This window comes from Sulfitobacter geojensis (assembly GCF_000622325.1).
Taxonomy (GTDB): Bacteria; Pseudomonadota; Alphaproteobacteria; order Rhodobacterales; family Rhodobacteraceae; genus Sulfitobacter; species Sulfitobacter geojensis.
Genome location: NZ_JASE01000002.1, coordinates 136695 through 149546, shown reverse-complemented (window position 1 = coordinate 149546; position 12852 = coordinate 136695). Strand labels below are relative to the sequence as shown.

At 55.2% G+C, this 12852-nt stretch carries 15 protein-coding genes; 2 read left to right on the top strand and 13 right to left on the bottom strand.

Going from position 1 to position 12852, the window contains the following annotated elements:
* Nucleotides 1-5: 5 nt before the first annotated feature.
* From Z947_RS0101150 to Z947_RS0101095, 10 genes are all read right to left on the bottom strand, one after another.
* Entirely contained in the window at nucleotides 6-1076 is a 1071-nt protein-coding gene (locus Z947_RS0101150) for a sialidase family protein (RefSeq protein WP_156026601.1), read from the bottom strand.
* Nucleotides 1077-1230: 154 nt separating this feature from the next.
* On the bottom strand, nucleotides 1231-1683 hold the full coding sequence (locus Z947_RS0101145; protein WP_025042473.1) for a c-type cytochrome: 453 nt from the start codon (nucleotides 1681-1683) through the stop codon (nucleotides 1231-1233).
* A 76-nt stretch (nucleotides 1684-1759) separates the two neighbouring features.
* Nucleotides 1760-2200, bottom strand: coding sequence for a c-type cytochrome (locus Z947_RS0101140; protein ID WP_025042472.1), 441 nt, complete (start codon nucleotides 2198-2200; stop codon nucleotides 1760-1762).
* A gap of 14 nt (nucleotides 2201-2214) precedes the next feature.
* Nucleotides 2215-3495 (bottom strand): ABC transporter ATP-binding protein, encoded by a 1281-nt coding sequence (locus Z947_RS0101135; RefSeq protein WP_240477490.1) that lies wholly within the window; start codon nucleotides 3493-3495, stop codon nucleotides 2215-2217.
* Nucleotides 3496-3528: 33 nt separating this feature from the next.
* On the bottom strand, nucleotides 3529-4062 hold the full coding sequence (locus Z947_RS0101130; RefSeq protein ID WP_037938450.1) for a cupredoxin domain-containing protein: 534 nt from the start codon (nucleotides 4060-4062) through the stop codon (nucleotides 3529-3531).
* Nucleotides 4063-4171: 109 nt separating this feature from the next.
* Nucleotides 4172-4897: a copper-binding protein gene (locus Z947_RS0101125; RefSeq protein WP_025042469.1), complete on the bottom strand. Its 726-nt coding sequence runs from the start codon at nucleotides 4895-4897 to the stop codon at nucleotides 4172-4174.
* A gap of 44 nt (nucleotides 4898-4941) precedes the next feature.
* Entirely contained in the window at nucleotides 4942-6300 is a 1359-nt protein-coding gene (locus Z947_RS0101120) for a multicopper oxidase family protein (protein ID WP_156026600.1), read from the bottom strand.
* 11 nt (nucleotides 6301-6311) lie between these two features.
* Nucleotides 6312-7775 carry a TolC family protein gene (locus tag Z947_RS0101115; RefSeq protein WP_025042467.1) on the bottom strand — a complete coding sequence of 488 codons (1464 nt, stop codon included), beginning with the start codon at nucleotides 7773-7775 and terminating at the stop codon, nucleotides 6312-6314.
* Nucleotides 7776-8696: 921 nt separating this feature from the next.
* On the bottom strand, nucleotides 8697-9485 hold the full coding sequence (locus tag Z947_RS0101100; RefSeq protein ID WP_025042464.1) for a MauE/DoxX family redox-associated membrane protein: 789 nt from the start codon (nucleotides 9483-9485) through the stop codon (nucleotides 8697-8699).
* A 16-nt stretch (nucleotides 9486-9501) separates the two neighbouring features.
* Nucleotides 9502-10029, bottom strand: a complete 528-nt coding sequence (locus tag Z947_RS0101095; protein WP_025042463.1) for a DUF305 domain-containing protein — start codon at nucleotides 10027-10029, stop codon at nucleotides 9502-9504.
* Between the two features lie 107 nt (nucleotides 10030-10136).
* Between Z947_RS0101095 and Z947_RS0101090 the strand changes: the two genes are divergently transcribed.
* Complete coding sequence (locus tag Z947_RS0101090; protein ID WP_025042462.1) at nucleotides 10137-10409, top strand: metal-sensitive transcriptional regulator; 273 nt, start codon at nucleotides 10137-10139, stop codon at nucleotides 10407-10409.
* Nucleotides 10410-10415: 6 nt separating this feature from the next.
* Here the strand turns inward: Z947_RS0101090 and Z947_RS21365 are convergent, their stop codons facing one another.
* The 3 genes from Z947_RS21365 to Z947_RS20675 all read right to left on the bottom strand — a co-directional run bounded on the left by Z947_RS21365 (nucleotide 10416) and on the right by Z947_RS20675 (nucleotide 12110).
* The gene (locus tag Z947_RS21365; protein ID WP_025042461.1) at nucleotides 10416-10820 is read right to left on the bottom strand and encodes a hypothetical protein; all 405 of its coding nucleotides are present in this window, start codon (nucleotides 10818-10820) and stop codon (nucleotides 10416-10418) included.
* Nucleotides 10817-11287, bottom strand: a complete 471-nt coding sequence (locus Z947_RS0101080; RefSeq protein WP_025042460.1) for a c-type cytochrome — start codon at nucleotides 11285-11287, stop codon at nucleotides 10817-10819. The genes Z947_RS21365 and Z947_RS0101080 overlap by 4 nt, the downstream gene beginning before the upstream one ends.
* Nucleotides 11288-11522: 235 nt before the next feature.
* Nucleotides 11523-12110, bottom strand: coding sequence for a hypothetical protein (locus Z947_RS20675; protein WP_025042459.1), 588 nt, complete (start codon nucleotides 12108-12110; stop codon nucleotides 11523-11525).
* On the opposite strand from Z947_RS20675, the gene Z947_RS0101070 reads away from it, so the two are divergent.
* Complete coding sequence (locus Z947_RS0101070) at nucleotides 12058-12711, top strand: cyclic nucleotide-binding domain-containing protein (protein WP_081781082.1); 654 nt, start codon at nucleotides 12058-12060, stop codon at nucleotides 12709-12711. The two genes, Z947_RS20675 and Z947_RS0101070, sit on opposite strands and share 53 nt — an antisense overlap.
* The last annotated feature ends 141 nt before the right edge of the window (nucleotides 12712-12852 follow it).

The following is a 12852-nucleotide window of genomic DNA, read 5'->3' as shown; positions in this document are numbered from 1 at the left end:
GAGGATTACCTAGCGACAGGCCGTATCGCTATTTCGACACCGAGAACGGTTGTCCCAGCCAAGTCGCCCGCGGCGGTTCCGGTCCACGCAACCAAAACGCCCGCCGCTGATCGCGTCATCCTTGGAAATCCTACCGACTCTCGCCCACGATTGATACGGAGTGCTTGTGGCGAAGTACACCCGCTCTCCGGCGACACCTGACACATGACGATTGCTTCACCGCCATTCGCATACTCCAACCAAAGAGCAAGTGCTTTGCCGTCACCCATCTGCAAGACATCTACGCGACCTGCGGGTGTGCCGAGATCGAGTTGCAACGGGTCCTCAAACGATGCGCCCCCATCCCTGGAAAACGCAATTCGAGCCTTTGCCTCGCCATTGGCACCGGTGAACCACACAACTACCGCGTTCGTTCCCAACGCATCGATGGCAGGTCCGTTGACAGGGCATCCTGAGATTTCCCAGCCGTCAGCGTAGATTGTTTCGGGGTCGGTCCATTCTTCTTCGACCAACCTGACAACCGAAATATCGCGAATTTCTTCGACTGTTCGGTCCCTGTAGACCGCGATGATACTACCTGCTTCGTTGCGGACAGCCGATGTTTGACAGCACGTACAAGCGCGTGGGTCGAGCAAGCTTTCCGGTCCCATTGAACCGTCCGGCGCAATGTGACGTGCGCGGACCTGCATGGCATTCTCATAACTGTCGTCAGTGGCTTGAATATCGTATGCACGTCCATCCAGCCAAAGGGCTGTCAGACCCCCGCTGTCATCCGGGACAAGTGATACGAAGCCATGCTCGCGCTGTGACCGATCATCGTGAGGAATGAGCGGTGCTGTCCAGTTCCGGCCCTCATCGAAGGAGAAAGCGATCTTTACGTCGTATTGATAGCTGTCTGGACCATTCAATTCCAACCAATGCGCTGCAAGCGTCCCATCGCTAAGCCCAACGACGGACGGAAAGTCGGCCCAGTTTACAAACAGTGTCTCAGATTGATGAATTGTGCGCGCCTCCGTCCAAGACGTGCCATCGAACAGGGCCATCCGAACGGCGTTGTTACCTTCGGTCCAACTCATCACGATCCGACCATCGGGCAGTGTTGAAAGCGAGGGTTCACGTGCGTGATCCCCAACCGGTGCAACCAGTGGTGTGACTGCAAACACAGGGGCATCTTCAGCCGTTACAAAGGGTGCACCGAGCAGAAAAAGAGCTGTGCATGCGAACAAAAATCTAATCGGCCTCAACCTCCGGTCCAACCGAAACGAGATAAGCCCAGACTGCCTTGGCATCCGTTTCTTTCTTCAATTTGAATGACATGCCAGATTTCGCCTTGCTGTCGTTCAGAAAAGTCGCGAGGAACTTCTTTGGATCTGCGATATAGGCTACGAAATCGCTCTCGTTCCAGACCAAGCCATTCTCGCCCGCTTCACGAATAGAGTCCCGAAATTTATTCCCAAACATTTCTTCGGTCCCTGCTGTTCGGTTGTACACACCATAAAGATTTGGCCCAACCGCGCCACCCTTTCGGATAACTTCACCATCCGTCTTGACGATTGAGTGGCAGGCCTTGCACTTGTTGAATACCTTGTCTCCGGCCGATGCGTCGCCGGTGGCATGTCCATCGGCGAGAACACTTGTTCCAGACAATGCCAGTGCTAACGCTGCGATAAATTTAGGTTTCATTCGTTTCTCTCTCCGTTGATGACAGTTACTATCTACTGAATGGCTGTTTTGCTTTTGCCTCAGGTCGACAGGTCACTCAGTTAATTCCGTTTTCCCTTTGAAGAGCCCGTATATATGCCGCGATATGCAATACTTCTGCGCGTGTTACGCCCTCGACGGGTGGCATATTGCCGAACTTCCAATGATGCGCCCGAACGCCATTCTGCGCTGCAAGGACAAACGCCATATCACCATGGTGGCCCGGCTCATAAATCTTGTGCACGAGCGGTGGAGCAACGCCGTCCTGACCCTGTCCATTTACGCCGTGGCAGGCCGCGCAGGCCGCATCATAGGCACGCTTGCCGATTTGCTCTTGCTCGGTGAAACTTGGGGGCAGCCTGACAGTTGCAAGCGCACCTGCGGGAAGTGCCATGCTTTCATCCGTTCGGGTGCCTGTATGCGACCGGGTCGGTTGCATGACGTACCATACCGCCGCAGCAACGGCGATCAGAGCAAAAAATATTGCTGCCCATTTCATTCTAACAAACTCCCTCATGATGTTGCGATGGCCCCATGTCCCTGGAAGGGCAAACCTGGTTTCCCTAGCGTGGCTCGCTCGAATTGACTGACGTCTTCCAGTACGCTGTCAACTAATCGGCCTTTTTCTGACTGCTGGTTCGGTTTGGAAAAAAAGCCAGTGATCTCCTGATACCGGATCCGTGTATCTTCCAAAGTCTGGTAGTAGCGGAAAAGCTCCTTCAACGGCGCAGAGAAGTCCTTGTGCGCCGCAAGTACAGCCACCAGCGCGCCAAGTGTGATCCGACCCTCAATGACGAAATATCCACCCAGAGAGTAGAACAGGAACGGCGTCAGTGCGGTCAGAAAATTGTTGAGCGCCTTGATGAAGAATTTCAGGCGGAAGATTTTTCTGCGCACGTGCTCAAGCTCTCTAAATCTTGCGCCCGCAGGCAACAGCCCCGTTGGGCTTTCTTGCCGTTCATGCAATTGATTGCTTAGCTGTCTGCCGAGCAGCCGGACCTCCTTGATCCTTGTGCGAGAGAGGGCGTTGACCTTCCGCTGCAGCTTGGGAAGCAGCACGAGTTGAATTGGCAGCACAGTCAGTGCAGCCGCACCCAATACAGGGTCTTGAACGAACATGAACAACAGGATCGTCAGAAGTGTACCGCCTTGGAGTATAGGCAGAGTCAGCACATCGGCCGCGAAGCCGCCCACGGGTTCGACCTCTTGTGCGAGGATCGGGACGATTTCACTTTTGTCGGATGAATGCGGGTCGCTGCGCCATTGCCGATACACCAGTAACCGGAAACGCCTTAGAAAACGCTCTGCCACATACCCTTTAAAGACGTTGAGACCATATTTGTTGAGCCCATTCAAAAGAATAGCCAGCAGATAAAGGCCGCAAAGAAGCATTAAGAAAACGAGCTGATCAACGTTCTGTCCCAGAACGACAACGGGGAAACGATCAGAATCCAGTGCGTTGTTCACAATCTGTTTTGGCAATTCTAGAGTCAGATAGAGAATTGGCATTGCAATGAGGCTAAGCATGATCATAAGTGCCTGCTGCTTTTTGGAGTAACGCAGGACGGAGCTGAAGAGGCTACTATCGAGCCCCCGTATGGGCTCAGGATGAACCTTGGTCGGGCGTCGGCGTCTCCAGAGCTTCGGAATACCGCGTAGTGCAAAGTAGGTGCCAACGGCGATCAGAAGCGCCGGAGCCAAGACAAGGATGAGATGGATAAACGGATGAACCCAGTCTGGAGTGGCATCGTTGTAATCGTAGCCAAAACCAGCAGCCACCTCGTGGACCAGCACATGATATCTATCCTTGAACGACACCGGAATTCTTCAGCCTTCTGACTTGGGAGCAAGGTGATCGTGCACCATGATCACACCCCACATGCCCGCTTCGCGATGTCCGGGGAGAAGGCAGACAAATTCCAGATTCAAAATGTCTGTGAATTCCCATATTAGTTCGGCGCTTTGTCCGCTTTGTACCGTTACCGCGTTTGGATCGTCATGGCGCATGTCAGGATGGTCACGCATCCATTGCTTATGCTCTGCAACTTCGCTGAACGAGCCTAGGAAAAACTCGTGATCCAAGGCACCCAAATTGCTGATCACAAACCGGACAATTGATCCGCTTTCAATGTGTATGGCGTCCGGCTCAAAGAGCATGTAGCCGCTAGTAGTTTCCTTTATGGTTATCTCAACCGTTCTGTCGAACAAGGAGCCATCACTGGGTTTCCCAATTGGTTCATGGCCCGGCAGTTCGAATGCTCGCGCATGAGGCTCTCGGCCTTTGCCATTGGCGGCGTCCACCGAAGTCACTGGGAACGTCAGCGACACGACAAAAGCACAGGTTCTGATGAACGTCTTCATGATCAATTCCTCCGCATTTCTTGGTTTTCTGGAATTGGTTTGCTTGCTCAGACCAAGCGTCGAAGCGAAAGGGGCCAGGGCGTATGCCCCGGCCCCATGTGCTCTGTACTCACTTCATCTGTGTGACGGTCAGCTTGCCTTTGAGCCGTTCAGCGACGAACTCGATGTCCTGGCCTTCGGACATATTGGCGATTGTCGCCTCGTCCGCGCGGAAGACCATGGTCATGGCTGGCATGTCGAGGTTAACGAGAGGGCCGTGGATGATCGTGACCTTGCCGGCCTTTGCGTCGATTTTCTTGATCTTACCCGTCGTGAACTCGACATCTGCTTGTGCCATCTGTTCACCGACTGTGATCGGGCCGTGCATGCCAGATTCGTAGTGGCCGGGGATCAGGCAGGCAAACTCGAACGTGCCTTCATTTGCAAACTTCCAAATGACCTCACCTGTGCCACCCTCATCAAGGCGCACTGAGTTTGGGTCGTCGTGTTCCATGTCCATCTTGGCCATGGCTTCCTTGTGTTCGGCATTGCCTTCGATGGTGTCGATGACGAATTCGTGCTCCAACTCCCCCTTGTTCATAACGTTAAAGCGGATGGTTTCGCCCTTCGCGATCTCAAGTGACGCGGGTTCGAAAATCATGTCACCATCGTCGGTTTCTCGCATGGTGACATCAATTGTGCGGTCCACCTTGGCAGGATCACCCGGCATGCCGATCATCATTTCCGCGTGTTTGTCTGCATGATCGTCGTCATGTCCACCGTCATGTGTGCCTGCGGCGAATGCCGGGGCGGAAAGAGTGACTGCCAGTGCGGATGTCAAAAGTAGGTTTTTCATTGTTTTTCCTGTAGTTGGAGTTGATTTCAGTCTCGCAGGGCCGATCAGCCCTTCGACGTTGGTTTTGGTGTCAGCAGTGTCTTGGGACTGTGGTTTGAGGCAAACTCGGGCAATTCACCGGTCCACTCGTAAGCCTGCTCGCCCGGAGGGTTCTCGTACCAGCCGGGATCGGAGTAATCGTCCGCATCGATGCCGTCCCGCACCTTCACGACCGAAAACATGCCGCCCATTTCAATCGGTCCATGTGGACCCCACCCTGTCATCATCGGGATGGTGTTGTCGGGCAACGGCATTTCCATCACACCCATATCCGCCATGCCTGCCGTGCCCATAGGCATGTATTCCGGCTGGAACTGGCGGATTGTCCGGGTGAGAGGTTTCTTGTTCACACCGATGAATGTGGGCACGTCATGCCCCATCGCGTTCATGGTATGGTGTGATTTGTGGCAATGGATCGCCCAGTCACCCAGATGGTCGGCAACGAACTCGTAGGCGCGCATGGCGCCGACAGGAATGTCGATGCTGACCTCGGGCCATTGCGCTTCGGGCGGCACCCAACCGCCGTCAGTACAAGTCACCTTGAAGTCATAGCCGTGCATGTGGATCGGGTGGTTTGTCATCGTCAGATTGCCGACCCGCACGCGCACTTTGTCACCCTTGTTCACGACCAAAGGGTCGATGTCGGGGAAGATCCGGCTGTTCCAGGTCCACAGATTGAAGTCCGTCATCGTCATGATGCGCGGCACGTATGTCCCGGGATCGATGTCGAAGGCGTTCAACATAATCAGAAAGTCGCGATCAACCGGCATGAAAGTCGGATCCTTGGGATGGATGACGAACATCCCCATCATCCCCATCGCCATCTGCACCATCTCATCCGCGTGGGGGTGGTACATGAACGTGCCGGACTTGATCAGGTCGAATTCGTAGACGAAGGTCTTGCCAGGCGGGATACCGGGGTGCGACAGGCCGCCGACACCATCCATGCCGGAAGGAAGGATCAGGCCGTGCCAATGCACCGAAGTATGCTCCGGCAGCTTGTTGGTGACATAGATGCGAACCCGATCGCCTTCGACGGCTTCGATGGTCGGACCTGTGGACTGGCCGTTGTAGCCCCACAAATGCGCGATCATGCCATCAGCCAGTTCACGCTCCACCGGTTCGGCGACAAGGTGGAATTCCTTGACCCCGTTGTTCATCCGGTGTGGCAGCGTCCACCCATTGAGCGTGACGACTGGGTTGTAGTCCGGCCCTGAATTGGGTCGCGCTGTATAGGCCGTTTGCGCGCTCTCCATCTGGGTCGCCTCGGGCAAACCCATGTTCGTGGTCTTACCCCAGGCTTGCGAAGAAACCATGGCCGCACCCGCGGCACCGGCTCCAAGTAATTGACGTCTATTCAACATATCAGTTCCTTTCAGTGTCCTGCGCCGCCACCAGCGGCAAGTGTTGCGCCTTCACCACCAGCACCACCGCTGCCTGCACCGCCGCCGTAAATGGCTGCGGTCAGATCGGCTTGAGCCATGTAAAATTCGCGCTTTGCATTGGCTGCTTCCAGCGATGCGCCAAGTTTTTCGCGCACGTCCGTCAGCAGTTCGAAGGTGTTGGTGATCATGCCGTTGTAGGACAGCAACCCTTCCTCCTCGACGGTCTGGCGCAATGGAACCAGAACGTCTCGGTAGTGTCGCGCGATCTTGTATGAAGCGTGATAGGCGGTTTCAGCGCCCCTCGCTTCTGACCGAACGTTGACCGCCTTTTCGGCAAGGACGTTTGCAGCTTGCAAATAAGCGAGTTCGGCCTTGCGCATCCGGGCCTTACCCGTGTCGTAAATCGGGATCGCAAATTCGAGTTCGACCTGCGGGGTGGTCTCAGTTTCCGTTTCACCGTCCTCTGCTTCACGTTCGGTCTCGAACCCCGCGATGATTTCAAGATCAGTGACCAAGCGCGTTTGGTCTGTCAGACCGAAAGCTGCTGCTTGCGCCTCAAGCCCCAGCTTTGCGACCCTCAAGTCCAGACGATTTCGAAGCGCTCGTCCTTCAATATTGGTCACGCGACCTACAGAGCGCGGCAATGCTGGAAGCGCATCGGGTACGAAATAGTTAACCTCAGTCCCCCATAGACCCATGAGTTTTGTAAGGTCTTCTTTCGCCCTGATGGCGTTGAGACGGGCCTGTGCAAGCTGCCCGGCCAGCTCAGCATTGAACGCATGCTCACGAGCTTGCCCCGCTTTGTTGAGCGCTCCTGTTTCTCCCAACTTTCGAGCGAGTTCCGAACCTGCGTCAGATGTGGCTTTTGCCCTCTTGAGATAGCTGACAGCTTCGAAAGCGGCGACAGCATTGATCCATGCTTGTCGCGTTTCATTTGCCAACGTCAAAGTATCATTTACGGCTGTCAGCTGTGCTGCACGGAAATTGACATCCGCCAAGGCAACCCGTTGTCTGCGCGTCTTGGCATCCAAAATATTCGTTGCAATCATGCCTTCGATTGCCCGGTAGACACCAAGTTCTGCGGCTCCGATGCCTAGTACACCAATCGAAACTACCGGGTTTTCCGGCGTTGATTGCTGCCATGCTTCAGCGGCAGAAAGCCCAACATTTGCGTAGGAGGCTTGTAGCCCCTTATTGTTGAGCAACGCGACCTGAACCGCCGTATCGGCCGAAATGGTTTTTCGATGAACCATGCCGTGAACTTGCTTTTTCAAAGCAACGTTCTCTGCTTGGGTCTGAGCGAATGCAGTGCGTTTTCCGATCGCGGCTGACGTCTGACCCGCCACATTGGCAAAGCCAGCTTTCGGTTCAGTGTAAATACCTGGAATCGCAGTCGCACAGGCTCCCAATAGAAGGGGAAAGCCAACGGCCATTGGAATCTTCAATACGCGCATCAGTTGCCCTCCGATTGCTCTTGATTGACAGACCGCCAATCGCGCGGGCCGGTAGGGCCGCGGTATGTATAGCCAGCGAAGGGGTTCTGATAGCTGACGGGGGATGCAATCGCCGTGTTCGTAACGGCTTGCTGAGCGGTGATATCGGGGAGAGGCGTAGGTTCGGACGCGCACGCGCCCAATCCGAGGGCCGAAGCCCCTAGCAAAAGTTGGATTTTCATGAATTTTACCTGACTGATGAACTTCGGGCTCGCGCATGCTTAGGCGCGAAACGAAGACCCTCAAGGGGCCTTAAATCAGATCAGGAATTGGGGAGGGCGCAGAAAGCCGGAGGGCTTAATCGAGTCGCTCTGCGCATACAGCGTCAGATATTTTTCACCAGTCGGTTGGATTGCCGCATCACCAGTGGTTTCGTCCAGCACGACCGAAAAGCAAATGCCGCTGCAACATTGACCAGTCGATTCATCGTCACTGGTTGACGCTGAAGTTGAGCCGCAACTGGCGTGCTTTGCATGTGAGGAAGCATCGTTGATTGACCCGCCGCTTGCATCATGGTCATGGTGAGAGGTCGAAGCGTGTTGGTCACCGTGCATACCGGCACCCGCATGTGACGCCGAAGGAGGCGCAAACACCAGAGTCAACACAAGTACGAGGCACGTGAGTGCCTTGTACAATGTAGAAATGGGGAGGCCTCGATACATAGGGGGGGTATCCAACATAGGGAACCGTTTGTCAATACAGCCAGAAATTCGGTTGCCACTATGTGTCAGTGGTTTGCTGTCCATAGATAGGGATTTTAGAAACGTGTGCTTGAAACGCATCCTCTCCCATCGTGCACTACGAACTCTAACCTTCATCCGGTCATTGCGAAACCATCGCCAGCCAGCTGTGACCTTCACTTCTAGTTTGTCTCCGCTCCCATCAACCTGCGATCTGGATCAGCATGACAATGGCCATGCCCATCATCATCAGGTTTTCGGTCAGGCTTACGAAACCAAGGGGGACATTTGAGTTGCCGCCGACGCAGGCGCACTTAAGCTCCCGTTTGTCGATATATACGGCCTTGAACACGCTGATCGCGCCCACCGTGGCGATAAAGAGCGCTGCAGGAGCAGCAAGTGGGGTCAGCAACATGCCTGTCATCAGAATGCCTGCGCCCGTCTCTACCCAAGGGTAGACATATGCATATGGCACCCATTTGCGTGCCAGCAGGTCGTAGTTGAGGAACATCGTCGTGAAGCTCTCAATATCGCGGAGCTTTTGCATCCCCAACAGGATCATCGAGACGGAAATAAACCACCCGAGCGTCTGCCATGTAATCGCGCCCAGGAACCCGATGGAGAGTGCAAGCGCCGTCGCGGCGGCAACGGCGAAGAGATATATCACAGGTTTGTAGGTCGTCGCATCCGGATCGTAGTCGGTGAGCTTTTGGCGCAAGGCATCATAGCCACCGACGCGGGCGCCTTCGATCCACACCTGTGGCGTAGTGGGAACGTCATATTCTTCTTTGAACGCATCAACTTCGGGCCGCTCGCGGAACAGCCGGTCATCGACCTTGAATCCCTTGCTATCCAGAAGCCAACGCGCCTTCTGTCCTGCCGGACAAAGATGGTTCGGTAGGGCCATGCGGTAGAGAACGGCGGTTTTTCCGATGGCGGCGGTGGCGGGATCGGTCGTCACATCGGCTACGTCGCGAGTGTCTTTGGGCATGATGCGCTCCTTTGTATCAGGGTTTGTTTCGGGGTGTGCCGGGGGCCGCATCCCCGTTGGCTTCGATGTCCGCGATGTATCGCTGCATTTCCGCGATTTCGCCGCGCTGCGCTTCGATGATCGCATCAGCCAGTTCACGTACGCGCGGATCGGAAATATTCGCCCGTTCACTGGTCAGAATCGCAATGGAATGGTGCGGGATCATCGCTTTCATCCAAGTGATATCGCCTACTGTGTCTTGGGACCGGACAAGGTAAACTCCGGCGGCAAAAGCAAGGGCTGCACCGACGAAGATCGCGATGTTGGTTTTCCCGTTGGAATACATGCCCAGCATGAAGGCGAGCATGATGATCGCCATCATCCCGCCCATGTAGAGCGCCATCCACATTCGCGTTTGCGAGAAGAAGACGTGGTCTAGCGCGTAAGTATTGAGATACATCAGCCCATACATCACGACTGTCGAAGTGCCGATCATGGCGAAGAACCGGACATATCCGCCACCTTTGCCGGTATGGCTATCGTGGTGCGCGCCGTGAGAATCCATTGTAGTGTTATCCTTATGTGCCATTTTCTGTCTCTCTTATATACCCATATGGGGTATATAACTAGAATGTCAGCTACTGGTTCCAAAAAAGCAAGGAGCGCCGTCGGATGAAGGCCAACAAAGATAAGACGCTTGACCGCCTGTCGCGGCTCGAAGGACAGGTGCGCGGTGTCGCTAAGATGGTTGAGAGCGATCGTTACTGCATGGACATTCTCGCGCAGACAGCCGCGATCCGGTCCGCCGTGCTGGGGGTCGAGAAGCTGATCCTCGAACACCACGCGCAGCATTGCGTCTCTTCCGCCATCGAGAGTGGCGACCCCGAGGAACAGCGGGCTAAGTTCGACGAGTTGATCGGGCTTTTGCAGAAAGCGTCCCGATAGGGTTTATCAATCGAGCGCTTTCCTGCGCCAGAGCATCGTGGCAAGCGCCAACGCCAGCACCACGTCGATCCCGAGACAGAACGGTCCCCACCATCCTGGCGCGGGGTTTGCGATCATCGATTCGGCAACCACGTCGAAAATTCCATGCGCAAGCAGCGCGGCGGCCAGTAACCACGACGAGGTACGTGCGCCGATGATCGCCAGTGCTGAGAATCCGGCCGCAAAGCCCGTATGAGCGACGATTTCCAGAGTGTCGCCGGATTGGATTGCGAAGACTACGTAGAACGACGCGATTGCGACTATTGTGGTGGCCCAGGTCCCGCGTTGGCGCATGACGCCACCGACAGCCATAAGTGCCACAGTGATAACGCCAAGTCCGGTCCCGGCCAGAAGCGGCACCCAGAACATCATCCGGGATGATCCTGCTCCATTTCGTCGTGCCGTTCGCGGATTTCCTGCGGCCAAGTCGACTTGATGTAACTGAGGACGGCGATGATCTCGTCGTCCGTTAGAACGCCATCATAGATGGGCATGTCTGATGCGTATTCAGGATCACCGATCAGAGCGCCCGTCCCATATTTTGTGAGACGGAACAGAGTGTCGCCGTCATGGTGCCACGTATGTCCGGTGTTATCGTGAGGTGGTGCCGGGAGCCGCCCATCCGAGCCAGGCGAGCGCCAGTTCGACTGGCCTTCAAGGTTGGCCCCGTGACAGGATGCACAGTTCGAGGCGTACACTGCCTCACCCGCTGCCACGATCCTAAGGTCGGTGTCCTTTAGGATGATGCGGTCTTCAGCGGCCATGCTCATTACAGCTACGAACAGGGCAGACGCCAGAAGCATGCCGACGCAGCCTGCGATTACGAGGGACTTTTTCACAGACCCACCTGACGTGCAAAGTATGCTGCAGAAAAGATTTCTGAGGGTGCAGGACAGCGTTGTATGCAGTCAGTCCTGTCACTGCCCACTTACAGGTCTCCGGCCACAGCTGAAATCAAAGCGACCCAAGTCAGGGGCATTAAGCAAAGGATGAACGATACGACCATGAGATATACCTATATGGGGTATATGGTGCATTGCAAGCTTATGGGGCGCTACAACCTGTCGCGGTACCTCAGTGCGCGTGCACATCGTTGCCGCGTGCCATCATCAGGTGATGTTCGCGGTGATGATCCTGGCTTGCCATCAACCCGAAGAAACCCAGCCCCTTGATTCTAGCGACAACAGCAGGATCGTCACTGGTGACACGCAGCTCCATCCCGTTTTCCAAAACCGAGACTTCTACTGCCCAACGATCATCCCGCGCGAGCTGTGCGGCGTGGGCCGGAACCATCCGGCGGAGCGTGGCGAGCGTTTCAATATCTCCTGTTGCCAGCGCAGAAAGTCCATCCGACAATTCAGTTTCTAAGACGACCGTGTCAGAGATCAGCCGATCCATATCCACCAGATGCGCTCGCAGGCCCGTCAGATCGACCTGTGACCAGTCCGTTTCGGGATCGGCCTCCAGAAAGCGCACAACTTCAGACAGGGCTGCGAAAGCACCTTGACCTGGTTCAGTCAATCCAAAGGCGTCCGCCGGTTTATCCTGACCATGTGTCGCATGATCCATGCCGTCACCGTGATTGGACTGCATCGTTTGCGCTAGGGCGATGGCCGAACCACCGACAATACCCAAGACGGCCAAGACAATCTTCAATTGCATTTTCAATCCTCGCATATATTTCAATGCACCCTATCGAATGTGCTTGGAAGCCCGTATGATTTCTATCATGTCTGATTGGCAAAGCATATTTGACGACGCGCCATTTCGCTCCCTTCAGCAAGGGGAATTTTTGTTCCGGCGGGAAGATTGCATCAGGTCAATGTATCTTGTCCGTACAGGCGCGGTCGCGCTGGAACGACCATTGGAAGATGGAACTACTCTGACCCTACACGTTGCTACGGCTGGCACTGCATTAGCCGAGGCGTCCCTGTTTGCTGAAACCTACCACTGCGACGCGATAGCGCTCTCGCCTTCCCAGATTGCAACCATGCCACGTGCAAATTTTCTGTCTGCATTGCGCGATCGACCAGATGCGGCTCTGAGCCTGATCAAAACCCATGCCCGAGAGGTTCAGGCACAGAGGGGGCGCATCGAAATACTGCGCCTGCGCCGCGTATCCGACCGACTGGATGCTTGGCTGGACGTGCATGGGAAACCGGAGAAAGGCGAATGGATCAGAGTCGCTGACCAGATCGGTGTGTCACCACCGGCCCTATATCGTGAACTGGCCCTACGAAGGCGATTACTCAAAGAGGCGTGAAATTTTTCGAAAGCAGTTATTCACTGCACGATCGCGGATTAATTGTATGGGCTCCGGGCTACTATTTGGCGGCGTCGAGATGCATGAGCACTATGCGATGGTGAGCGGCAAAGTGTGACTGAAGTTTGGATAACCCCGGCT